Source organism: Actinacidiphila yeochonensis CN732, from assembly GCF_000745345.1.
In the GTDB taxonomy this organism is placed as follows: domain Bacteria; phylum Actinomycetota; class Actinomycetes; order Streptomycetales; family Streptomycetaceae; genus Actinacidiphila; species Actinacidiphila yeochonensis.
The window spans coordinates 3,044,042-3,065,802 of record NZ_JQNR01000005.1 but is presented as its reverse complement, the minus strand read 5'-3'; the positions used below and the strand labels follow the sequence as shown (position 1 = coordinate 3,065,802).

Below are 21,761 nucleotides of genomic sequence, written 5' to 3'. Positions count from 1 at the left end.
CCGCCGCGGCATCCGCCCGACGAGCAGTCAGGAGTGCGGCGATGGGGCGTCACAGCCGCCATGCCCAGCCCCCGGCCCCGCAGCCGGCCCCGCGCGGCCACCGCGGCCGGCGCCGGCACCACCCGATACGCACCGGCCTGCTGGCGTCCTCGGCCGCTCTCACGGTGGGCGCGGTCGCCGTCTCCTCGGGCCTGCTGACCCAGGTGGAGGACGGCCTCAAGCACGTCGACGGCGCCGACACGCCCACCACGCGGGCCGACGGGCCGGACCAGGACACGATCGGCGGCAACTCGCCCTCTCCGCTCGGCGCCACCTCCTCACCGGCCTCCGGCGCCGCCACCGCGGGCTCCGGCTCGTCCGCCGCGACAGGCACGGCGGGCAGCGCGGCCCCCACGCCGAGCGCCACGCCCTCGCGTACCGCCACTCCCGCCCCGACCCCCACCCACGCCGCCCGACGCCGACCCGCACCAGCGCCGCGCCCACCACCCCGGTGCCGACCTCCGCCGCGCTGAACCCGGCCACCGCCACCGCGACGTCGGCCACCAGCACGGTGGCGGCGGCCCGGGCGCAGATCCTCACCCTGGTCAACCAGCAGCGGGCCACGGCCGGCTGCCAGCCGCTGACGGCCAGTTCCTCCCTGGACACACTCGCCCAGAACTTCAGCGACGACATGGCCGCGCGCGGCTTCTTCGACCACACCGACCCGGACGGCCACACGCCCTGGGACCGGGCGAAGGCGCTGGGCATCACCAACCTCGGCGGCGAGAACATCGCGATGGGCCAGGCCGACGCCCAGGCCGTCATGGACGCCTGGATGAACAGCGCCGGCCACCGCGCCAACATCCTCGACTGCGACTACAAGACCCTCGGCGTGGGCGTCCACTTCGGCACCGGCGGCCCCTGGTGGACCCAGGACTTCGGCTACTGACCGCGTTCGCCGCCGGCGCCCCGGCGGACCGCCCGAACCCCGCGGTCGCCGCGGGTCAGGAGCGGGGGGCGGGCTGGCAGCGCGGGCAGAAGTAGCTGGAGCGGTTCATCCAGGGGCGGCGCCGGATCGGGGTGCCGCAGCGGCGGCACGGGCGGTCCTCCTGGCCGTAGGCGTCCAGGGACCGGTCGAAGTAGCCGGACTCGCCGTTGACGTTGACGTACAGGCTGTCGAAGCTGGTGCCGCCGGCGGCCAGCGCGTCGCCCATCACGGCACGGATGGCGCCGAGCAGTTCGGTGGTGCGCGGCCTGGTCATGGTGGCCGTGGGCCGCTCGTAGTGGAGCTTGCTGCGCCACAGCGCCTCGTCGGCGTAGATGTTGCCGACCCCGCTGATCAGGGACTGGTCGAGCAGCGCGCGCTTGATCGTGGTCCGCTTGCCGCGCAGTGCCTGGTGGAAGGCGTCGTCGTCGAAGGCCGGGTCGATCGGGTCGCGGGCGATGTGGGCGAGGGGGGCGGGCAGCCCGTCGGGGTCGCCGGGCAGCGTGTCGTGGAGCGAGAGGCCGCCGAAGGTGCGCTGGTCGACGAAGCGGAGGTCGGTGTCGACGACGTCGTCGAAGACGAACCGGACCCGCAGGTGGGTCTCGGCGGGGGACTCCTCCGGGCGGACCAGGAACTGCCCGCTCATGCCGAGGTGGGCGAGGAGCGCGGTGCCCTCCTCCGGCTCCGCCGTGCCGGACGCGTCCTGGAGCGGCACCCAGAGGTACTTGCCGCGGCGGCGGGGCGTGCCCAGCCGGGCGCCGCGCAGCCGCCGGGTGAAGTCCTCGGCGCCGGCGAGATGCCGCCGCACGGCCCTGGGGTGCAGTACGGCCGCCTCGGCGACGGTGCGGCCCGCGGCCCACTGGGCGAGGCCGCGGCGGACGACCTCCACCTCGGGTAGCTCCGGCACGGCTTCCTCTCTGCCGTCGCGGCCGGCCGGACGTCCCCGGTGCGGCCGGACCGTGGTCAGGGGGCAGGTCAGGGGCGGCAACCGGGTCCGGCCCGGAAACCGCCCGCGGCCCGCGCCCCGGCGCACACCGCCGGAGGCGGGTACGACCGGGGCGCGGGCCCGGGGTGGTGCGGATCGATCAGGAGGCCGAGGAGGCGGACGCCTCGCGGATGGACCGCCAGGCGGACTCTGCGGCCTGCTGCTCGGCTTCCTTCTTGCTGCGGCCGGTGCCGGTGCCGTACTCGACACCACCGACGCGGGCGGCAGCCGTGAAGGTCTTCTCGTGGTCCGGTCCGGCCTCGGTGACCACGTACTCCGGGACACCGAGCGCCTCGGCGGCGGTCAGCTCCTGGAGAGAGGTCTTCCAGTCCAGGCCTGCGCCCAGGTTGGAGGACTCCTCGATGAGCGGGTCGAAGAGCCGGTGGATCAGCTGGGAAGCCGCGTCGAGGCCCTGGTCGAGGTAGACCGCACCGATCACAGCTTCAAGGGTGTCCGCGAGGATTGATGCCTTGTCCCGCCCGCCGGTGCCCTCTTCGCCCCGGCCGAGCCGGATGAACGCGCCCAGGTCGAGCCCGCGGCTCACCCCGGCCAGCGCTCGCGAGTTGACCACCGCGGCCCGCAGCTTGGCCAGTTGGCCCTCGGGCAGGTCCGGGTGGGTGCGGTAGAGGGTGTCGGTGACCACCAGGCCGAGCACGGAGTCCCCGAGGAACTCCAGCCGCTCGTTGGTGGGCAACCCGCCGTTCTCGTACGCGTACGAGCGGTGGGTGAGCGCACGCACCAGAAGGGCGGGTTCGAGTGTGTACCCGAGCCGCCCTTCCAGCACCGCATGGGACGAGGCCTTGTCCGTCGCGGCCGTCTCGGCCTTCTTCGACACCGGGGCGTCGGGCGCGGATGACGTGGACGACATGGAGCCTGTCACCTGCCGATCAGACCTCGATGACCTGACGGCGGTTGTAGGTACCGCAGCTCGGGCACGCGATGTGCTGGAGCTTCGGCTCGTGGCAGCGCTCGCACGCCACCAGGCTCACGGGCGCAGCCTTCCACTGCGAACGGCGGTGGCGCGTGTTGCTGCGCGACATCTTCCGCTTCGGAACAGCCACGGCTACTTCTCCTGGTTCTCGTCGGCGCCGTCGCCGGCACCGTTCTGCTGGAATTCGAGCAGGGCCGCCCAACGGATGTCGGCGGCCTCGTGGTGGTGGTCGGGTTCGTCCGCCAGCCGCACCCCGCACTCGGGGCACAGACCGGGGCAGTCCTCCCGGCACACCGGCTGCATCGGCAGTGCGAGCACCACCGCGTCGCGCAGCACGGGTTCGAGGTCGAACAGGTCGTCCTCAAGGTGGAGCGTGCCCTCATCCTCGGCGTCGTCACCGGGGTCGGCCTTGACGGCGGTCCGGGTGTCGGCGTCGGGGTAGGAGAACATCTCCTGGAAGTCCGCGGCGAGCTCGCGCTCCACGGGCTCCAGACATCGTACGCACTCCCCCGTCGCCGGTGCGTGGGCGGTACCGGTGACCAGCACGCCGTCCATCACCGACTCCAGGCGGAGGTCCAGCTCGACGTCGGCGCCCTCGGGCACCGCGATGACCCCGGCGATACCGAGGTCCGCGGGCGCCGGGACGGTGCGGGAGAGCCTCTTCATCGCACCAGGACGCCGCCCCAGCTCGTGTGTGTCGAACACGAGGGGGTTGCGGTGGTCGAGGCGGGTGTTCAGGGCTTCCTGCTTTCATCGGTACGGCCGGGGCCCGCGCCTTGCGGACGGGCAGGCCGAAGCGCCGGTGCGTGACACGGCTGGAGCTGACAGGATACTGGACCGGACGCCCCCACCCAAACGCGGCACCCGCCCGGCCTGGCGGCCGCCCGTGGTCGGCCCCGCCCGCGGGGCGCGGACCCGCCTCAGAGGCCCTGTTCCAGCTCCCTGAGCCGGTTGAGGTCGATCATGCCGGTGTCGAAGAAGCTCGTCTCGTCCAGTGCGGCGGCGGGCTGCTGCCCGTACTGGGGTGCCTGCTGGTACGGGAGCTGCGGCGGCCCGGGGTAGGGCTGGCCCGCGATCGTGCCGTCCGGCTGGACGTAGCCCTGGCCGCCGTACTCGTACCCCTGGCGGGGATCGGCCTGCTGCGGGTAGCCCTGCTCGGCGCCGTAGGGGTCGTATGCCTGCCGGGCGTACTCCGGCTGCTGCCGCGGGTAGCCCTCGGGGTCGTAGCCGCCCTGCTGGGGGTAGGACTCGGGCTGCTGCTGGTAGTAGCCCGCGGCGGCCGGGGCCTCCTGCGGCGCCTGGGCGGCGGCGGGCGTGTAGCCGTACCGGCTCAGGTCCTGCGGGCCGGCGGCGGGCGCGGCGAGGCCGGCCATGTAGTCGTCGTCGGACTGCCGCGGCCCGGCGCCGCCCTCGGCGTCGGCGGCGGCGATGTGGTCGGCCAGGTCGTCGATCGGCCGGTGCCCGGTCAGCTTGAGCCGACCGCGCCCGACGGCCTCCAGGGTCTTGCTGAGGACGGTCTCGAAGGCCCGCATCTTGGCGTCGACGTAGTCGTCGGCGCGGCGGCGCAGCGTCTCGGGGTCGGAGCTGCGCTCGGGGGCCTCGACGTCGTCCTCGCCGTACTCGCCGGCGTCGCCGTAGGGGTCGAGGCCGAGCAGCTTCTCCCGGCCCCGGTCGACCGAGCCGATGGTCTTGGTGAGGACCACCTCGAAGTTGGCGAGTTTGCTGTCGACGTAGTCGTCGGCCTCGGCCCGGATCTCGTCGGCCTCGCGACGGGCCTCGGCGAGGATGCGCTCGGCCTCGTCCTGGGACTGGCGGGCCACCTGGGTGTCGGAGACCAGGGAGCCGCGTTCGGCGTGCGCGGTGTCGATGATCTGCTGCGCCTCGGCCTGCGCCTGGGCGACCATCCGCTCGCGCTCGCCGAGGACTTCCTCGGCCTGGGCCAGCGACTGGGGGAGGCTGGCGGAGACCTCCCCGAGCAGGGCCAGCAGCTCGGCCCGGTTCACCACGCAGGAGGCCGACATGGGCATGGACCGCGCGCTGTTGACGGTCGCCACGATGTCGTCGAGCTTCTTCTGGACGTCCACAGCGGAAGCCTACTGCTGCCGGAGCTTCTCGTTGAGCGCGTCGAGAACCTGTGGCGGCACCAAGTGTGAGATGTCGCCGCCCCATTGGGCGACTTCCTTGACCAGGCTGGAGGAGAGGAAGCTGTAGGCCGGGTTGGTGGGCACGAAGAGCGTCTCCACCCCGGACAGGCCGTTGTTCATCTGCGCCATCTGGAGTTCGTAGTCGAAGTCGCTCACGGCCCGCAGGCCCTTGACGATGGCCGGGATCTCGCGCTGTCTGCAGAAGTCGACGAGCAGGCCGTTGAACGCCTCCACCCGGACGTTGCCCAGCTCCGCGGTGACCTGCTCGATGAGGGCGATCCGCTCGTCGATGTCGAACAGGCCCTTCTTGGCCTTGTTGATCATCACGGCGACGTGGACGCTGTCGTACAGCCGGGACGCGCGGACGATGATGTCCAGGTGCCCGTTGGTGACGGGGTCGAAGGACCCCGGACAGACTGCGCGGCGCAACGGTTTCTCCTCTCCGGACGGGTTCACGACCCGGCGGTGACTTCGGCGGCGCGACCGTACCAAAGCGTCGCCTCGCCGTAGCGGCGGGCGCGCAGTCCGTCGAACCCCTCCGGCCAGCGGAAATCCCCGCCCCGGGTGGCGCGCTCCACCGTGGCCAGCGCCTCGGGAGCCAGCCAGCCGCCGGCCCGGAGTGTGAGCAGGATCTCCCGCAGCGCGTCGTCGGGGACGTCGTAGGGCGGGTCGAGGAAGACCAGCCCGTACGGCCGCTCCGGCGCCGGGGTGGCGGCGGTCTGCTCCGCGCGCCCGGACCGGACCTCGGCGCCGGGCAGCCCGAGCGCGGCGGCGTTCTGCCGGACGACGCGCAGGGCGCGCGGATCGGCCTCGACGAGCAGGGCGTGCCCTGCCCCCCGGGAGAGCGCCTCCAGGCCGACGGCCCCGGTACCGGCGTACAGGTCGAGCACGCGGGCCCCCTGGATCGGGCCGTACAGCGCCTCCCACGTGGAGAAGAGCGCCTCCCGGGCGCGGTCTGAGGTGGGACGGGTGCCGTTGCCCGGAGGTACGGCCAGCCGGCGCCCACCGGCGGTACCGGCGATCACACGGGTCATGAGCTGCTCACAGCCCCGATGCTACCTTTCGCCGGCCCCCGGCCCTTGTCCCAGCCCTTGTCCCCATCCCCTGTCCCCATCCCTTGTCCCAGCCCCTTGCCGCCGCCTTGTCTCAGCCCTTGTCGAGGAACTCCTCGCGGTCGGCGTCCAGCAGGCTCTGGAGGGCGCTGCGCAGGTCGGGGTGGGCGGCGAGGTCGGGGTCGGCGGCGACCACGGCGGTGGCCTCCTCGCGGGCCGCGGCGATCACCTCCTCGTCGTCGACCACGGTGAGCATCCGCAGGCTGGAGCGGCTGCCGGACTGGGCCTGGCCGAGCACGTCGCCCTCGCGGCGCTGTTCGAGGTCGATCCGGGACAGCTCGAAGCCGTCGAGGGTGGCCGCCACGGCGTCGAGCCGGCCGCGCGCGGGGCTCATCTCGGGGGTGTCGGTGACCAGCAGGCACAGCCCGGGGGCGGAGCCGCGGCCGACCCGGCCGCGCAACTGGTGGAGCTGGGAGACGCCGAACCGGTCGGCGTCCATCACCACCATGGCGGTGGCGTTGGGCACGTTGACGCCGACCTCGATGACCGTGGTGGCGACGAGGACGTCGGCCTCGCCCGCGGTGAAGCGGCGCATGACCTCGTCCTTCTCCTCGGGCGCCATCCGGCCGTGCAGCACCTCGACCCGCAGTCCGGCCAGCGGCCCGGCGGCCAGGCCGGCCGCGACCTCCAGGACGGCCAGCGGCGGGCGCCGCTCGTCGTCCAGGGCGGCGGCCTCCGCCTTCTCCGCCTCGGCGCGCGTCCCGGCCTTTCCTGCCTTCCCGGTCTTCCCTGCCTTCTCGGCCTTCTTCGCGTCGGCCTTGGTGTCCTCCTCGTCGCCGATCCGGGGGCAGACGACGTAGGCCTGGTGGCCGGCCGCCACCTCCTCGCGCACCCGCTCCCAGGCGCGCGCCAGGAAGTGCGGCTTCTCGGCGGCCGGTACGACGTGGGTGGCGATCGGCGAGCGCCCGGCCGGCAGCTGGTCGAGGACGGAGGTCTCCAGGTCGCCGAAGACCGTCATGGCGACGGTGCGCGGGATCGGGGTGGCCGTCATCACCAGGAGGTGGGGCGGGCGTTCGGCCTTGGCGCGCAGGGCGTCGCGCTGCTCGACGCCGAACCGGTGCTGCTCGTCGACGACGACCAGGCCGAGGTCGTGGAAGCGGACCTTGTCCTCGATCAGGGCGTGGGTGCCGACCACGATCCCGGCCTCGCCGGTGACCAGGTCGAGCAGGGCGTGGCGGCGGGCGGCGGCGCCCATCGACCCGGTCAGCAGCACCACCTTGGTGCCCAGGTCGGAGCCGCCGAGCAGGCCGGCCTCGGCGAGGTCGCCCATCATCTCGGTGATGGAGCGGTGGTGCTGCTGGGCGAGCACCTCGGTGGGGGCGAGCATCGCGGCCTGGCCGCCGGCGTCCACGACGCCGAGCATGGCGCGCAGGGCCACCATGGTCTTGCCCGAGCCGACCTCGCCCTGGAGCAGCCGGTGCATGGGGTGTTCGGTGGCCAGGTCGGCGAAGACCTCCTCGGAGACCTTGCGCTGGCCGTCGGTGAGGGTGAAGGGCAGGCGGGCGTCGAAGGCGGCGAGCAGGCCGTCTGCGGCGGGGCGGCGCGGCACCGCGGGCAGCGCGGACTCGTCGGCCCGGCGGCGCGCCAGCGCCACCTGGAGGACGAACGCCTCGTCCCACTTCAGCCGGTCCCGGGCCTGGGCGATGTCCTGCTTGGAGCGCGGGCGGTGGACCTTCTCCAGCGCCTCCGGCAGCGCCACCAGGCCGCGGCCCGAGCGGAGTTCGGGGGGCAGCGGATCGCCGACGCCGGCCCAGCCGGTGGCCGCCAGGGAGTCCACCGCGGTGTCCACGGCCTGCGCGATCCGCCAGGAGGTGATCTGCTTGCAGGCCGGGTAGAGCGGGATGAGCCGGCCGGCGAAGGCGTCCACCGCCTCCTTGCCGTCCTCGGCGTCCAGCAACTGGTAGTCGGGGTGGGCGAGCTGGCGGGTGCGGTTGAAGACCGACACCTTGCCGGAGAACATGCCGCGCCGCCCCGGGATGAGCCGGTGGGCGTGCGCGTGGGCGGCCTTGCTGAAGAACACCAGGGTCAGGGAGCCGCTGCCGTCGGTCACCACGACCTCCAGGCGCACCCCGGAGCCGCCTCCGTAGGTGCGCTTGTCGGCCTTGGCGATCTGCGCGACGACGGTGACGTACTCGTCGACGGGGAGGTCGGCCAGCCGGGTCAGCTCGCCCCGCTCCGCGTAGCGCCGGGGGTAGTGGTGGAGCAGGTCCCCGGTGGTGTGCAGGTCGAGGTGCTCGCCGAGCACCTTGGCGGTGCGGTCGCCGACGAGCTTGTGCAGGGGGTCGTCGAGTGGGTTCATCGCGTCCCATCGTCGCGCACACCGCCGACAGCCGGCGGCAGCGGGCGTCCGCGCGCCTCCCGGCGGCGGTCGGGCCGGGACGTCCAGAACGGCCGGGAGCCGGGGCGGTCAGGGGCAGAGCGGCCAGGGGCGGGGCGGCGGCTCACTCGACGCCGATCTGGAGCGGGGTGCCGGGCTCGCCGCCGGAGTACGTGACCGTGTCCACTGCCAGGTGCCGGGTCTGGACGTGGGCTTCGAGCAGGCCGCCCAGGCCGGGCGGCGCGGTGGGGCCGAGGACCAGGGTGACGAGTTCACCGCCCGCGGCGAGCATCCGGTCCAGCACGGTGACGGCGGTCTCCTGGAGGCTGCCGCCGATGACGGCGACGTCGCCGTCGATCAGGCCGAGGACGTCGCCGGCCTGGCACACCCCGGCGGTGGTCCAGGACTGCCGCTCGGCGACGGCCAGTTCGCCGTACCGGGTGGCACCGGCCGCCGCGGTCATCGCCACCACGTCCTCGTCGAACCGCCGCCCGGGCTCGTGGACGGCCAGCGCCGCGAGGCCCTGGACGGCGGACCGGGTGGGGATGAGGGCGACCCGGACGCCGTCGGCGCGGGCCTGCTGGGCGGCGGCCGCGGCGGCGTCGCGCAACTCGGTGTCGTTGGGCAGCAGGACCACCTCGCGGGCGCCCGCCCGGCGGATGGCGGCGGCGATCTCACCGCCCGCGGGCCGCTCCCCCGGGCGGACGGCGACGACGGTGGCGCCGGCCTCGGCGCACAGGTCGGCCAGGCCGCCGCCGGGGACGAGGGCCACCACGGCCCGGCTCCGCCGCCCGGGCTGCCCCGCGTCGGGGGCGGCGGCGGTCTGGTCGCCGAAGTGGGTGACCCTGATCCGGTAAGGGCGCCCGGCGTCGATGCCCGCCTCGATCGCGGTGCCGACGTCGGCGGCCCGCGGGACGTGCACGTGGATGTTCCACAGGCCGTCGCCCCCGACCACGACCAGCGAGTCGCCCAGGGCGTCGAGCCGGGCGCGCAGGGTCTGTACAGCGGCCTCGTCCGCGGCCTCCAGCAGGAACAGCACCTCGAAGGCCGAGCCCTTCGGGGAGGCGTTGCCGTCCTGGACGCACGCGGCCAGGTCGGCTGCCTCCCCGGATACGGCCAATCCGGCCTCTATAGGTGGCACGCCGGGCTGGGCGGAACCGGCGTCCATAGGCGGGGCGCCGGATACGGCGGATCCGGCCTCCATAGGCGCCGGACCGGTGTCGACCCCCTGGGGAGCTGGTCCCGCGTCCATAGGTGCCAGGTCCGATCCGGCGGTTCCGGCGGGTCCGGCGTTCCGGGGTGCCCGGGTGAGCGGTGTGGGGTGCGTGGTCCGCGCGCCCGGGGGGCCGGCGGGCACGTCGCCGGTCACGGTCCGGCACAGCGCGCCGAGCAGGGCGACGAGGCCGAGACCGCCCGCGTCCACCACCCCGGCCTGCCGCAGCGCTCCGAGCTGGCCGGGGGTGGCGGCCAGAGCGTCCCGGGCACCCTCGTGGGCGGCCCGCACCACGTCGGCCACCCCGCCCTCGCAGGCTCGGGCGGCGCGGGCGGCGGCCGTGGCCACGGTGAGCATGGTGCCCTCGACCGGCCGGGCCACGGCCTCGTACGCGGAGGCGGCGGCGGCCCCGAAGGCCCGGCGCAGCGCCTCGGCGGGGTCGCCGTCCCCGGCGGCGCCCGGCGGGGCGGCCTCGGCGGGAGCGGGCGCGGGAGCGGACCCGCGCGCGGAGGAAGCAGCGGCAGAGGAAGGGCCAGGCGCAGGGGCAGGGGCCGCCAGGTCGGCGTGCAGGCCGCGCAGGAGCTGGGCGAGGATCGTCCCGGAGTTGCCGCGGGCGCCGATCAGCGCGCCGTGCGACAGGGCCCGCAGGGCCTCGTGGAAGGAGGGTCCCGGGCCGCCGGCCGTGGTGGCGTGGGCCTCGAAGACCGCCTCGACGGCCTGGGCGGCGGACTCGACGGTGAGGTAGAGGTTGGTACCGGTGTCCCCGTCCGGAACCGGGTACACGTTGATCGCGTCGATGTTCTCGCGGGCCTGCCCGAGGGCCCTCAGCGCGCACCGGCACCAGGTGCGCACGGCGGCCGGGTCGAGCGTCGACGCCAACGGTTCCTCCTGGCGCTCCGAGGGGCGGGTCGCAGGTGAGCGTACTGCCGGCCGCCGCCGGCGGGAGGCCCCCGGCACGGGGTGGGCGGCCGAGGACCGCCCGGACCGTGGTAGTTTCGTTGTACGCGAGCAGCCGTTGTATGCTGCTCCGGTTGTCCGGGTCCTCTCGGGCTGATCCCACCGTAAATGATCTGAAGTCTTTGGAGTGACCCGTGGCTGCCAACTGCGACATCTGCGGCAAGGGGCCGGGCTTCGGCAACAGCATCTCCCACTCGCACCGCCGCACCCCTCGTCGCTGGAACCCGAACATCCAGCGCGTTCGTGCGGTCGTGGGAAAGACGCCGAAGCGCCTGAACGTCTGCACCTCTTGCATCAAGGCCGGCAAGGTCTCGCGCTAGTCCGTACCACCGCCGCGGCTCAGGCCGCGGTGGTCATGCGGCGACCGCACCGCAGCAGCTCGTAGCAGCTCCTGGCAGCGCGTCCTCTGCCGTCATCCGAAGCCGATCCACCTCGTGTGGATCGGCTTTTCGGCGTTTCCTGGCGACTGCCACCGGTCCCCCGGCGTCAGCCGTTCCCGCGCAGCCGCCAGCCGTGGTCGACCGGTCCGGTGCCGGCGCCCAGGGGGAAGCCGGCCGTGATCGCGCCGTGCGTGTACGCCTTGGCGAGGCCCACCGCCTCCGGCACGGTGCGGCCGAGGGCGAGGTGGGCCGCGACGGCGCTGGCCAGGGTGCAGCCGGTGCCGTGGGTGTGCCGGTTGGCCCGGCGCGGCGCCCGGTACCAGTGGGCGGTGGTGCCGTCGTGGAGCAGGTCCACCGCGTCCGCGTCGGCGCCCGGGAGGTGGCCGCCCTTGATCAGCGCCCAGCGCGGGCCGAGAGCGAGCACGGCGCGGGCGGCGTCCGCCATCTCGTCCTCGCGCGTGACGGCGGTCCCGGTGAGCGCGGCGACCTCGTCGAGGTTGGGGGTGGCCACGGTGGCCAGCGGCAGCAGCCGGGTGCGGACGGTGTCGAGGGCCCCGGCGCGCAGCAGCGGGTCACCGCGCTTGGAGGCGGCCACCGGGTCGACGACCACGGGCACGTCGGGGTGGCGGGCGCGCAGCCCGGCGACGAGGTCGGCGACGGCGGCGGCCAGTCCGGCCGAGCCGAGCATGCCGGTCTTGACCGCCTGCACCCCGATGTCGTCGGCGACGGCCCGGAACTGGGCGCGGACGGCCGCCTCGGGCAGCTCCCAGACGCCGTGCACGCCCAGGGAGTTCTGCGCGGTGACCGCGGTCAGGACGCTCATGCCGTGCACGCCGAGGGCGAGCATGGTCTTGAGGTCCGCCTGGATGCCCGCGCCGCCGCCGGAGTCGGAGCCGGCCACGGTCAGCACCCGCAGCGGCGCGGCCGGCGCCGCCGGGCCCGTCCCCCTGCCGGTGTCCATGTCCGCGTCCGCCATTCGGTCACTCACCGAAGTGGTCCCAGCCGCCGGCCTTCTCCCAGGGCGCGCCGTCGACGGTCACCCGGGGCGCCGCTCCGTCCGGCCGGACCACGTCGCCGATGACCCGCCAGCGGGCGGGCAGTTTGACGTCGCGGGGGAAGACCGCCGCGATGGCGTGGTCCTCTCCGCCGGTGAGCACCCAGTGCAGCGGGTCGACGCCGACGGCGTGGCCGATGTCGGTCATCTGGGCCGGGATGTCGACGGCGGACGAGCGGATGTCGATGTCGACGCCGCTGGCCGTGGCGATGTGGCCGAGGTCGGCGATCAGGCCGTCGCTGATGTCGGTCATCGCGGTGGCGCCGAGTTCCGAGGCGGCGGGCCCGGCGTGGTAGGGCGGCTCGGGCCGGCGGTGGGCCTCGACGAAGGCGCGCGGGGAGCGGAAGCCGCGGGAGAGGACCGCCAGCCCGGCCGCTGACCAGCCGAGCCAGCCGGTGACGGCCACCAGGTTGCCCGGACGCGCCCCGGCACGGGTGACGGGTGGGCGGTTGCGCAGGTCGCCCAGGGCGGTGATGGACACGGTGATGGTGTCGCCGCGGACCACGTCGCCGCCGACCACGGCGGCCCCGGCCACCTGGCACTCGTCCCTGATGCCGTCCATCAGCTCGACCGGCCAGGTGGCCGGGAGCTGCGCGGGCACCACCAGGGCGAGCAGCACCGCGGTGGGCACGGCGCCCATGGCGGCGATGTCGGCGAGGTTCTGGGCGGCGGCCTTGCGCCCGACGTCGTACGCGGTCGACCAGTCGCGGCGGAAGTGCCGGCCCTCCAGCAGCACGTCGGTGGTGGCGACGACCCGGCGGTCCGGCGCGGCCACCACCGCCGCGTCGTCGCCCGGCCCGAGCTGCACCGCGGGGGTCGTGGTGAGGCGGGCCGTGAGCTCCCTGATGAGCCCGAACTCCCCCAGATCGCCGACTGTCCCCTTCATAGCGTCGTTCCCTCGTCTCTCGCCCCGGCCCGGCACGCCGGGCGCTTCCGCTGGGTGTTTCCCGTCATTACGGGGGTTGTGTACCGCGCGGGTCTCCCCGCTGCGCGCGGTGACGCGATAACGTGGCGTCCCCCCGCCCACATGATCCTCGAAGCCGCTCTGGAGGTTCCGTGGTACAGGCGTACATCCTGATCCAGACCGAGGTCGGGAAGGCCTCGACCGTCGCGGAGCTGGTCTCCAAGATCGACGGGGTGATCCGGGCCGAGGACGTGACCGGTCCCTACGACGTGATCGTCCGCGCCCAGGCCGACACCGTCGACGAGCTCGGCCGGATGGTGGTGGCCAAGGTGCAGCAGGCCGAGGGCATCACCCGCACCCTCACCTGTCCGGTGGTGCATATCTAGCCCCCGCCCGCCCGGCCGCCCGGGCTCCTTCCGTATGCTCGCCCGGTGACGTTCTCCCGCCGGGTGGTACTGGCTGCCACCGCCGCAGCCGCGTGTGCCGCCGCGGTCGCGGTCTACGCGTCCGCGTCACCGGGTACCGACGACTCGGTCGCGGTGCCGGTTCCGGACGCGCAGGCCGCCAGGTACTGCTCGGCGCTGCACGCTCGGCTGCCGAAACGGCTCGACGGGCTCGCCATGCATGATCTCAAGCCGCGTTCGGAGCTGACCGCCGGGTGGGGCGATCCGCTGATCGTGCTGCGCTGCGGGGTGCCGCGGCCGGCCGTGGACTACGACTCGGACACCCCCGGCGCGGAGGTCGACGGGGTCTCCTGGTCCTACCAGTCGGCCCCCGGCGGCGGGACGGTGATGACCACCACGCTGCGCAAGGCGTACGTGGAGCTGGTGCTGCCGGCGAAGTTCGCACACGACGCCTCGCCGCTCGTGGACCTGGCCCCGGCGGTCCGCGCCGCCATCCCCGCCGGGATCTGACCGCCGGGGCCCGGCCGGGTGGGCGCGGTCCCCCTGCCCGCACCGGAACCGGGTCCGGGGACGGGCACGGGGCCGTGGCTCGGGCGGGTTCAGCGCAGGCCGGTGGAGCGGCGCAGCGCGGCCTGGATGAGCAGGTCGATCAGCTCGCTGTAACTGACGCCGCTCTCCTGCCACATCCGCGGGTACATCGAGATCGGGGTGAAGCCCGGCATGGTGTTGATCTCGTTGATGACGAACTCGCCGTTGTCGAGCAGGAAGAAGTCGGCGCGCACCAGGCCCTCGCAGGAGGCGGCCTCGAAGGCGTCGACGGCCAGCCGCCGCACCCGCTCGGTCTGCTCCGCGGTGAGCGGGGCGGGCACCAGGCCCTCTTCGGCGTCGATGTACTTGGCGTCGAAGTCGTAGAAGGAGTGGCTGTCGGCGGGCGGGATCTCGGCGGGGACCGAGGCACGCGGCCCGTCGGGGAACTCCAGGACGCCGCATTCGATCTCGCGGCCGGTGAGCGCGGCCTCCACCACGACCTTGGGGTCGTGGCGGCGGGCCTCGGCGAGGGCGGCGTCGATCCCTTCCGGGCCGTCGACGCGGCTGATGCCGATCGAGGAGCCGGCGCGGGCGGGCTTGACGAACAGCGGCCAGCCGTGGACGGCGGCGAACTCGGTGACCCTGCGCCGGGCGGCCTGCGGGTCGCGGTCGAACTCACGCGGGCGGATCACCGTGTAGGGGCCGACCTTGAGCCCGAACGAGGTGAAGATCCGCTTCATGTACTCCTTGTCCATGCCGACGGCGGAGGCGAGGACGCCGGCGCCGACGTACGGGATCCCGGAGAGTTCCAGCAGGCCCTGGAGGGTGCCGTCCTCGCCGTAGGGGCCGTGCAGCAGGGGCAGGACGACGTCGACCTCGCCGAGCGCCTTGGGCACGGCGCCGGCCTCGGTGTAGACGATCTCCCGGTTCGAGGGGTCGACCGGCAGCAGCAGCGCGCCGTCCTGGTCGGCGACCTGCTCGACGCTGGGCATGCGGCGGTCGGTGATGGCCATCCGGTCGGGGGCGTCGGCGGTGAGGGCCCAGCGGCCCTCGGTGGTGATGCCGATGGGCAGCACGTCGTACGCGTCGCGGTCGATGGCCCGCAGCACGCTGGCCGCGGTCACCACGGACACCCCGTGTTCGGAGCTGCGGCCGCCGAAGACGACGGCGACGCGGGGTTTGCGGCCCTCCGGACCCGGTCGGACGACGCTGTGGGGCGCGGGCCGGCCGTCAGCGGTGTGCTGCGGCGGCCTGTCGTCGGACTGGTCTTCCAGGCGGATTTCCGGATTGTCTTCCATATCGCGTTGACCTTACCGTTCGGGCTTCGCAGAACGTGACATCAACTCCCGCACGGCGGCGGCGGGAGATTTCCCGTTGTGCACGATGTCGACGACCGTTTCGGTGATCGGCATGTCGACGCCGTGCCGCCTGGCCAGGTCGGCTACGGATTCGCAGGACTTGACGCCCTCGGCCGTCTGGCTGGTGGCGCGCATGGTCTCCGCCAGGCTCATGCCCTGGCCGAGGTTGCGGCCGAAGGTGTTGTTGCGCGACAGCGGGGAGGAGCAGGTCGCCACCAGGTCGCCCATGCCGGCGAGTCCGGCGAAGGTGTGCGGGTCGGCGCCCATCGCCACGCCCAGCCGGGTGGTCTCGGCCAGGCCCCGGGTGATCAGCGACGCCTTGGTGTTGTCGCCCAGGCCCATCCCGCCGGCGATGCCCACGGCGAGCGCGATCACGTTCTTGACCGCGCCGCCGAGCTCGCACCCGGTCACGTCGGTGTTCGTGTAGGGCCGGAAGTACGGGGTCAGGCAGGCGGACTGGATGCGCCGGCCGACCTCCTCGTCGCGGCAGGCCACCACGGCGGCGGCCGGCTGCCGGGCGACGATCTCCGGTGCCAGGTTGGGCCCGGTGATGACGGCGACCCGGGCGGGGTCGGTTTTGACGACCTCCTCGATGACCTCGCTCATCCGCTTCGCCGTGCCCAGTTCGACGCCCTTCATGAGGCTGACCAGGACCGCGTCGGGCCGCAGCAGCGGCGCCCACTCGGCCAGGTTGGCCCGCAGCGCCTGGGAGGGCACGGCGAGGAAGACGAACTCGGCGCCGTGCGCGGCCTCCGCGGGATCGGTGGTGGCCGTGACGGTGTCCGGCAGGACGACCTCCGGCCGGTACTCGGGGTTGGTGCGGGTGGTGTTGATGGCGGTGACGAGTTCGGGTCGGCGGCCCCACAGGGCGACCTCGCAGCCCGCGTCGGCCAGCACCATCGCGAAGGAGGTGCCCCAGGAGCCGGTGCCGTAGACGGCGCAGCGAGCCGTCACGCCGCCCCCTTCTTCTGCCGGCGCGGGTCGTAGAGCTCGGCGGGGGCGGGTTCGCCCCGCATCTCGGAGAGGAGTCGCGTCACGTCGACCATGATGGCCTCGGTCACCGCGCGCAGCACCTCGACCGTCGGCTCCTGGCCCTGCCAGCGGCTCAGGTCGACGGGCGGGCCGACCAGCACGCGGTGGGTCTTGCGCGGCAGCACGCTGGGCCGCTTCGCGTACGGCGGCAGGAACTCGTTGGCTCCCCACTGGGCGATCGGGATGACGGGGGCCCCGGTGAGCAGGGCGACGCGGGCGATACCGGTCTTGCCGACCATCGGCCACAGCTCGGGGTCGCGGGTGAGGGTGCCCTCGGGGTAGAAGGCAACGCACTCGCCCTTGTTGACCGCCTCGACAGCGGCCCGGTACGCGGCCGCGGCGTCGGTGGAGGCGCGGACGACCGGGATCTGGCCGGTGCCGCGCATGATGCGGCCGACGAAGAACGGCGTGAAGAGGGACGCCTTGGCCAGGAAGCGCGGGAGTCGGCCGGTGTTGTACTGGAAATGCGCGTACAGCAGCGGGTCGAGGTAGGAGTTGTGATTCACGGCCGTGAGGAATCCGCCCTCGGCCGGAATGTTCTCCATTCCGCGCCAGTCGCGCTTGAAGAGCACGATGAGCGGCGGCTTGGCGATGGCTGCCGCCAAGCGGTACCAGAAACCGATTCTGCGGCGGGTCACCGGGGTCTCCTCCTGGTCGGTGGGGTGCCGCGCTGGTGTGGCGGCTAACCGAGAGGTTAACGCCAGGGCTTCGCACGCGATGGGGCACCTCTGCCACCTGTTCGTCACGGCTTCGCCACGACTGCGCCGCCGGGGGTGCGAACACCCGTACCGGGGCCGTCCGGCCGGTCGACTCCGCGCACGCCGGACGGGCGCGGTACGGCCTCCCCAGCGGCCTCCCGGGCGCCGCGATCCGGCCCGGCGGCCCGCGGCCGACAGCGGTTCCGAGACCGCTCCACGGCCGCTCCACGCGGCCGCACGGCGGCATCACGACAAGCCTCACGGCGCCCTCCCGAGCCGCTTCCCGGGCGCTCGGCGGCGTTGCGGCGGCGACGGGGGGCGATACGGCGAGGAATGCGGCGGGTGACGGGCCGCACGGTGGCGCGGCTCCGGGGACGCACAATGGACGGCGTGGATGAGCCGTTCAATGAGCCCGTCGATGAGGCCGTCAATGAGCCGCGGTGGTCGCTGGTGGTGCCGTTGAAGCCGCTGGCACTGGCCAAGAGCAGGCTGGCGGCGGCCGGGCCGCTGCGGCCCGCGCTGGCGCTGGCGTTCGCGCTGGACACGGTGGGCGCCGCGCTGGCGTGTCCGGAGGTCGCGGAGGTGACGGTGGTGACCGACGACCCCGCCGCGGCCGCGGAACTGGTGGCGGTGGGCGCCCACGTGGTGCCCGACTCCCCCGCCGCGGGCCTCAACGCCGCTCTGCGGCACGGGGCGGCGGCGGTGCGGGCGCGCAGGGCCTCGGCGCCGGTCGCGGCGCTGAACGGCGATCTGCCCGCCCTGCGCCCGGCGGAGCTCGCGCAGGTGCTGCGGGCCGCGGCCGGGATCGGCGAGCGGGCGTTCGTGACGGACGCGGCGGGGATCGGCACGACGCTGCTGGCGGCGCCGCCGGCGGTGGTGCTGGCTCCCGCGTTCGGCGGCCCCTCCCGGGCCCGCCACCTCGCCTCCGGAGCGGCCGAGATCGGCCTTCCGCACGCCCCGTCGGTACGGCAGGACGTGGACACCCTCGACGATCTGCGGGCGGCGCTGGCGCTCGGGGTGGGCCCGGCGACGGCGGAGGCGGCCGCGGCGCTGCTCTCCGCCTGACCGGCGGACGGTCGGGCACATAGGGTGGTGGCATGCAGGCCACCGCTTTCACCTTCGACGACGACACCCGCAGCGGCAGCGTGCTGCTGGACGACGGCAGCCCGCTGGAGTTCGGCTCCGAGGCGTTCGACGCGGGCGGCCTGCTGACGCTGCGGCCCGGTCAGCGGGTGCGCATCCGCACCGAGGGCTCGGGGCAGGCTCGCCGGGTGGTCTTCGTGACCCTCCAGACCTTCCCCGACCCGCGGGCGTAGCCCGCGCCCGCTTCCGCGTCCGTCAGCTCCGGACGCGAGCGGGCCCGGAAGCCCGTACGCGAGCGGGCCCGAGGGACACCGGAGGGCGCCCGCCCGGGCCCCCTGGCGGGCCCCCTGGCCCGGAACCGCGAACGGGCCGCCTCCCGCGGTGCGGGAGCCGGCCCGTCGGGGGCACAGTGGCGAGGATCACCTCGCGGCGGCGCGCTTCGTGGCGGTCTTGCGAGCCGTGGTGCGCTTGGCCGGAGCCTTCTTCGCGGTGGCCTTCTTCGCCGGAGCCTTCTTGGCCACGGTCTTCTTCGCCGCGGTGGTCTTCTTCGCGGCGGTGGCGGTCTTCTTCGCGGCGGCGGTGGTCTTGGTGGCCGCCGTCTTCTTGGCCGCGGTGGCCTTCTTGGCGGTGGTGGCCTTCTTCGCCGCGGCCTTCTTGGTGGTGGTGCGGGCGGTGCTGGACGCGCCGCCGGACAGGCTCCCCTTGGGGGCCTTCTTCACCGACACCTCGCCGCCGCGCGGAAGCTTCTTCGCGCCGCTGACCAGGTCCTTGAAGCCCTGTCCTGCGCGGAACCGCGGCACAGAGGTCTTCTTGACCCGCACCCGCTCCCCGGTCTGGGGGTTGCGAGCGTAACGAGCGGGCCGCTCGACCTTCTCGAACGAACCGAAACCGGTGACCGAGACCCGGTCGCCACTGACGGTCGCGCGGACGATCGCGTCGAGAACCGCGTCGACGGCGTCCGCTGCGGCCTGGCGGCCGCCCAGCTTGTCGGCAATCGCTTCTACGAGCTGCGCCTTGTTCACGTCTTCCCCTTCGGAAACTTGCCCGGTGAATGAGTACGGGCTGATTTCGCACGCTAGGCGGATATATACCGCAAATCAAATACGAAACGGGCGAATCACCCTTGTGCCGCAACGGACTCGGTACTGGGCGTGATCACCGATCAGGGATTCCGAGATCGTCCAACTCAGCCGTCAACGCGTCCAGCCGCCGCGCCGCGTCGGCCAGGTCGTGCTTGGCCGCCGCGGTCACCACGAGCAGCCGTCGAGTCAGCTCCCGCCTTGTCGCGTCGGGTACTTCGGGATCGGCGACGCGGGTGTGCGCCTCCTTCAGACGCGCGGCTAGGAGCCGGTAAAGCTCCAGTTGGCCGTCGCGTTCCATGCGTCGATTGTGCCATCTGTGGCGAGTTATCGCTGACAGCAGGGCCAACCGGGTGCCCATGGGGCCTTCAACAGTACCCATGGCAGGGTTCGGCGCGGCCGCCCGGGCACGCCGAAACGCCCCTCGCGGACGGGCGAGGGGCGCTTCGGGGTTGCTTGCGGACCGGTACCGGCACCGGGTCCGGGACGGACCCGAACCGGGCCCGAAAGGAGCCCGCTGAGGCCCGCACGGGGCCCCGTGCGGGCCTCAGCGGCCGGACCGGGCCCGGCCGGGGTCAGGCCTGGACGGTGCTGGGCTTCCAGGACGGCCGGGACGCCTCGAACGCGGCGATGTCGGCCTCGTTGGCCAGCGTCAGGCTGATGTCGTCCAGGCCTTCCAGCAGCCGCCAGCGGGCGTTGTCGTCCAGCTCGAAGGACGCGGTGACGCCCTCGGCGCGCACCTCGCGGGCGACCAGGTCGACGGTGATCTCAGCGGTCGGGTCGGCCTCGGTGAGCTTCCACAGGCTCTCCACGGTGTCCTGCGGCAGCACCACCGTGAGCAGGCCGTTCTTCAGCGAGTTGCCGCGGAAGATGTCGGCGAAGCGCGGCGAGATGACGGTCTTGAAGCCGTAGTTCTGCAGCGCCCACACCGCGTGCTCGCGGGAGGAGCCGGTGCCGAAGTCCGGGCCGGCCACCAGGACGGTGGCACCCTGCCGCTCCGGCGCGTTGAGCACGAACTCCGCGTCGCGGCGCCACGCCTCGAACAGGCCGTCCTCGAAGCCGTTGCGGGTGACCTTCTTCAGCCAGTGCGCGGGGATGATCTGGTCGGTGTCCACGTTGCTGCGGCGCAGCGGGACGGCCCGGCCGGTGTGCGTGGTGAAGGCTTCCATGGTGCTCAGACCTCCGTCAGGGCAGGGGCGTCGGACAGGTCGGCGGGCGCGGCCAGGCGGCCCAGCACCGCGGTGGCGGCGGCGACCTGCGGGGAGACCAGGTGGGTACGGCCACCCTTGCCCTGGCGGCCCTCGAAGTTGCGGTTCGAGGTGGACGCGGAACGCTCGCCGGGGGCGAGTTGGTCCGGGTTCATACCCAGGCACATCGAGCAACCCGCGTGCCGCCATTCGGCGCCGGCCGCGGTGAACACCTTGTCCAGCCCCTCCTCGACGGCCTGCAGGGCGACCCGGACCGATCCGGGGACGACCAGCATGCGTACGCCGTCGGCGACCTTGCGGCCCTCGACGACGGACGCCGCGGCCCGCAGGTCCTCGATCCGGCCGTTGGTGCACGATCCGACGAAGACGGTGTCCACCTTGACCTCGCGCAGCGGCTGCCCGGCGGTCAGGCCCATGTACTCCAGGGCCTTCTCGGCGGCGAGCCGGTCGGTCGGGTCCTCGTAGGAGGCCGGGTCCGGCACGGAGGAGCTCAGCGGCGCGCCCTGCCCGGGGTTGGTGCCCCAGGTGACGAACGGGGCCAGGGTGGCGGCGTCGATGCGCACCTCGTGGTCGAAGACCGCGTCCTCGTCGGTGCGCAGCGTCTTCCAGTACTCCACCGCGGCGTCCCAGTCCTCGCCCTGCGGGGCGTGCGCGCGGCCCTTGAGGTAGTCGAACGTCGTCTGGTCCGGGGCGATCATGCCCGCCCGGGCGCCGGCCTCGATCGACATGTTGCAGACCGTCATCCGGGCTTCCATCGAGAGCTTCTCGACGGCCGAGCCGCGGTACTCGATGACGTAGCCCTGGCCGCCGCCGGTGCCGATCCGGGCGATGACCGCCAGGATCAGGTCCTTGGCGGTGACGCCCTCGGGCAGCTCGCCGTCGACGGTGACCGCCATGGTCCGGAACGGGGCCATCGGCAGCGTCTGGGTGGCCAGCACGTGCTCGACCTGGGAGGTGCCGATACCGAACGCCAGCGCGCCGAACGCGCCGTGCGTGGAGGTGTGCGAGTCGCCGCAGACCACGGTGGTGCCGGGCTGGGTCAGGCCCAGCTGCGGGCCGACCACGTGCACCACGCCCTGCTCGACGTCGCCCAGCGGGTGCAGCCGCACGCCGAACTCGGCGCAGTTGCGGCGCAGGGTCTCCAACTGCGTGCGGGAGACCGGGTCCGCGATCGGCTTGTCGATGTCCAGGGTGGGGGTGTTGTGGTCCTCGGTCGCGATGGTGAGGTCCGTGCGGCGCACCTTGCGGCCGCTCAACCGCAGCCCGTCGAAGGCCTGCGGGCTGGTCACCTCATGGATCAGGTGGAGATCGATGAAGAGGAGATCGGGCTCGCCCTCGGCGCGGCGGACGACGTGGTCGTCCCAGACTTTTTCCGCGAGTGTCCTACCCATCGGTATCCCTCCGGCCCGC

General features: G+C 73.8%; 25 protein-coding genes. 7 read left to right on the top strand and 18 right to left on the bottom strand.

Features of this window, described 5'->3' with window-relative positions; translation table 11 throughout:
- Nucleotides 1–41 precede the first annotated feature (41 nt).
- Complete coding sequence (locus BS72_RS38735) at nucleotides 42–512, top strand: hypothetical protein (protein ID WP_232792528.1); 471 nt, start codon at nucleotides 42–44, stop codon at nucleotides 510–512.
- The gene (locus tag BS72_RS38730; RefSeq protein WP_232792527.1) at nucleotides 491–928 is read left to right on the top strand and encodes a CAP domain-containing protein; all 438 of its coding nucleotides are present in this window, start codon (nucleotides 491–493) and stop codon (nucleotides 926–928) included. Before BS72_RS38735 ends, BS72_RS38730 begins: the two co-directional genes overlap by 22 nt.
- A gap of 55 nt (nucleotides 929–983) precedes the next feature.
- Here BS72_RS38730 and mutM read toward each other — a convergent pair whose 3' ends face one another.
- The 9 genes from mutM to BS72_RS24740 all read right to left on the bottom strand — a co-directional run bounded on the left by mutM (nucleotide 984) and on the right by BS72_RS24740 (nucleotide 10,545).
- The gene (gene mutM / locus BS72_RS24780) at nucleotides 984–1,871 is read right to left on the bottom strand and encodes a bifunctional DNA-formamidopyrimidine glycosylase/DNA-(apurinic or apyrimidinic site) lyase (RefSeq protein WP_037913704.1); all 888 of its coding nucleotides are present in this window, start codon (nucleotides 1,869–1,871) and stop codon (nucleotides 984–986) included.
- Between the two features lie 178 nt (nucleotides 1,872–2,049).
- Nucleotides 2,050–2,817, bottom strand: coding sequence for a ribonuclease III (rnc, locus tag BS72_RS24775; RefSeq protein ID WP_037913702.1), 768 nt, complete (start codon nucleotides 2,815–2,817; stop codon nucleotides 2,050–2,052).
- 19 nt (nucleotides 2,818–2,836) lie between these two features.
- Nucleotides 2,837–3,010 (bottom strand): 50S ribosomal protein L32, encoded by a 174-nt coding sequence (gene rpmF, locus BS72_RS24770; RefSeq protein WP_037913701.1) that lies wholly within the window; start codon nucleotides 3,008–3,010, stop codon nucleotides 2,837–2,839.
- Between the two features lie 2 nt (nucleotides 3,011–3,012).
- Nucleotides 3,013–3,618 (bottom strand): YceD family protein, encoded by a 606-nt coding sequence (locus BS72_RS24765; protein WP_051951636.1) that lies wholly within the window; start codon nucleotides 3,616–3,618, stop codon nucleotides 3,013–3,015.
- A gap of 182 nt (nucleotides 3,619–3,800) precedes the next feature.
- Nucleotides 3,801–4,964: a cell division initiation protein gene (locus tag BS72_RS24760; protein ID WP_037913699.1), complete on the bottom strand. Its 1,164-nt coding sequence runs from the start codon at nucleotides 4,962–4,964 to the stop codon at nucleotides 3,801–3,803.
- Nucleotides 4,965–4,973: 9 nt separating this feature from the next.
- The gene (coaD, locus tag BS72_RS24755; protein WP_037913697.1) at nucleotides 4,974–5,453 is read right to left on the bottom strand and encodes a pantetheine-phosphate adenylyltransferase; all 480 of its coding nucleotides are present in this window, start codon (nucleotides 5,451–5,453) and stop codon (nucleotides 4,974–4,976) included.
- Between the two features lie 23 nt (nucleotides 5,454–5,476).
- Nucleotides 5,477–6,058 (bottom strand): 16S rRNA (guanine(966)-N(2))-methyltransferase RsmD, encoded by a 582-nt coding sequence (gene rsmD / locus BS72_RS24750; RefSeq protein ID WP_037913695.1) that lies wholly within the window; start codon nucleotides 6,056–6,058, stop codon nucleotides 5,477–5,479.
- A 112-nt stretch (nucleotides 6,059–6,170) separates the two neighbouring features.
- On the bottom strand, nucleotides 6,171–8,435 hold the full coding sequence (gene recG / locus BS72_RS24745; RefSeq protein ID WP_037913692.1) for an ATP-dependent DNA helicase RecG: 2,265 nt from the start codon (nucleotides 8,433–8,435) through the stop codon (nucleotides 6,171–6,173).
- 142 nt (nucleotides 8,436–8,577) lie between these two features.
- Nucleotides 8,578–10,545, bottom strand: a complete 1,968-nt coding sequence (locus BS72_RS24740) for a DAK2 domain-containing protein (RefSeq protein ID WP_037913690.1) — start codon at nucleotides 10,543–10,545, stop codon at nucleotides 8,578–8,580.
- A gap of 212 nt (nucleotides 10,546–10,757) precedes the next feature.
- Here BS72_RS24740 and rpmB point away from each other — a divergent pair, with 212 nt between their 5' ends.
- On the top strand, nucleotides 10,758–10,943 hold the full coding sequence (rpmB, locus tag BS72_RS34685) for a 50S ribosomal protein L28 (protein WP_078901606.1): 186 nt from the start codon (nucleotides 10,758–10,760) through the stop codon (nucleotides 10,941–10,943).
- A 166-nt stretch (nucleotides 10,944–11,109) separates the two neighbouring features.
- Here the strand turns inward: rpmB and thiD are convergent, their stop codons facing one another.
- Both thiD and BS72_RS24730 read right to left on the bottom strand, forming a co-directional pair.
- A complete protein-coding gene (gene thiD, locus BS72_RS24735; RefSeq protein WP_407639057.1) occupies nucleotides 11,110–11,979 on the bottom strand; it encodes a bifunctional hydroxymethylpyrimidine kinase/phosphomethylpyrimidine kinase in 870 nt (289 codons plus the stop codon).
- A gap of 4 nt (nucleotides 11,980–11,983) precedes the next feature.
- The gene (locus tag BS72_RS24730) at nucleotides 11,984–12,943 is read right to left on the bottom strand and encodes a thiamine-phosphate kinase (protein ID WP_037913688.1); all 960 of its coding nucleotides are present in this window, start codon (nucleotides 12,941–12,943) and stop codon (nucleotides 11,984–11,986) included.
- Between the two features lie 170 nt (nucleotides 12,944–13,113).
- Between BS72_RS24730 and BS72_RS24725 the strand changes: the two genes are divergently transcribed.
- Nucleotides 13,114–13,347 (top strand): Lrp/AsnC ligand binding domain-containing protein, encoded by a 234-nt coding sequence (locus tag BS72_RS24725; protein ID WP_037913686.1) that lies wholly within the window; start codon nucleotides 13,114–13,116, stop codon nucleotides 13,345–13,347.
- Between the two features lie 45 nt (nucleotides 13,348–13,392).
- Entirely contained in the window at nucleotides 13,393–13,875 is a 483-nt protein-coding gene (locus BS72_RS24720) for a DUF3515 domain-containing protein (protein WP_037913685.1), read from the top strand.
- Nucleotides 13,876–13,964: 89 nt separating this feature from the next.
- Here BS72_RS24720 and BS72_RS24715 read toward each other — a convergent pair whose 3' ends face one another.
- The 3 genes from BS72_RS24715 to BS72_RS24705 are packed head-to-tail and all read right to left on the bottom strand — an operon-like array spanning nucleotide 13,965 to nucleotide 16,921.
- Entirely contained in the window at nucleotides 13,965–15,191 is a 1,227-nt protein-coding gene (locus BS72_RS24715) for a D-alanine--D-alanine ligase family protein (protein ID WP_078901605.1), read from the bottom strand.
- 12 nt (nucleotides 15,192–15,203) lie between these two features.
- Complete coding sequence (locus tag BS72_RS24710; RefSeq protein ID WP_037913684.1) at nucleotides 15,204–16,205, bottom strand: NAD(P)H-dependent glycerol-3-phosphate dehydrogenase; 1,002 nt, start codon at nucleotides 16,203–16,205, stop codon at nucleotides 15,204–15,206.
- Complete coding sequence (locus BS72_RS24705) at nucleotides 16,202–16,921, bottom strand: lysophospholipid acyltransferase family protein (protein ID WP_037913683.1); 720 nt, start codon at nucleotides 16,919–16,921, stop codon at nucleotides 16,202–16,204. The genes BS72_RS24710 and BS72_RS24705 overlap by 4 nt, the downstream gene beginning before the upstream one ends.
- A gap of 450 nt (nucleotides 16,922–17,371) precedes the next feature.
- Here BS72_RS24705 and cofC point away from each other — a divergent pair, with 450 nt between their 5' ends.
- Both cofC and BS72_RS24695 read left to right on the top strand, forming a co-directional pair.
- Nucleotides 17,372–18,046 carry a 2-phospho-L-lactate guanylyltransferase gene (cofC, locus tag BS72_RS24700; RefSeq protein WP_232792526.1) on the top strand — a complete coding sequence of 225 codons (675 nt, stop codon included), beginning with the start codon at nucleotides 17,372–17,374 and terminating at the stop codon, nucleotides 18,044–18,046.
- Between the two features lie 32 nt (nucleotides 18,047–18,078).
- Nucleotides 18,079–18,297, top strand: coding sequence for a hypothetical protein (locus BS72_RS24695; protein ID WP_037913682.1), 219 nt, complete (start codon nucleotides 18,079–18,081; stop codon nucleotides 18,295–18,297).
- A gap of 186 nt (nucleotides 18,298–18,483) precedes the next feature.
- Here BS72_RS24695 and BS72_RS24690 read toward each other — a convergent pair whose 3' ends face one another.
- The 4 genes from BS72_RS24690 to leuC form a co-directional block, all read right to left on the bottom strand.
- Nucleotides 18,484–19,086 (bottom strand): HU family DNA-binding protein, encoded by a 603-nt coding sequence (locus BS72_RS24690; protein ID WP_037913681.1) that lies wholly within the window; start codon nucleotides 19,084–19,086, stop codon nucleotides 18,484–18,486.
- A 133-nt stretch (nucleotides 19,087–19,219) separates the two neighbouring features.
- Nucleotides 19,220–19,444, bottom strand: a complete 225-nt coding sequence (locus tag BS72_RS24685) for an SCO5555 family protein (protein WP_037913680.1) — start codon at nucleotides 19,442–19,444, stop codon at nucleotides 19,220–19,222.
- 274 nt (nucleotides 19,445–19,718) lie between these two features.
- Nucleotides 19,719–20,312 (bottom strand): 3-isopropylmalate dehydratase small subunit, encoded by a 594-nt coding sequence (leuD, locus tag BS72_RS24680; protein ID WP_037913679.1) that lies wholly within the window; start codon nucleotides 20,310–20,312, stop codon nucleotides 19,719–19,721.
- Between the two features lie 5 nt (nucleotides 20,313–20,317).
- Nucleotides 20,318–21,742, bottom strand: a complete 1,425-nt coding sequence (gene leuC, locus BS72_RS24675) for a 3-isopropylmalate dehydratase large subunit (RefSeq protein ID WP_037913678.1) — start codon at nucleotides 21,740–21,742, stop codon at nucleotides 20,318–20,320.
- Nucleotides 21,743–21,761 lie beyond the last annotated feature (19 nt).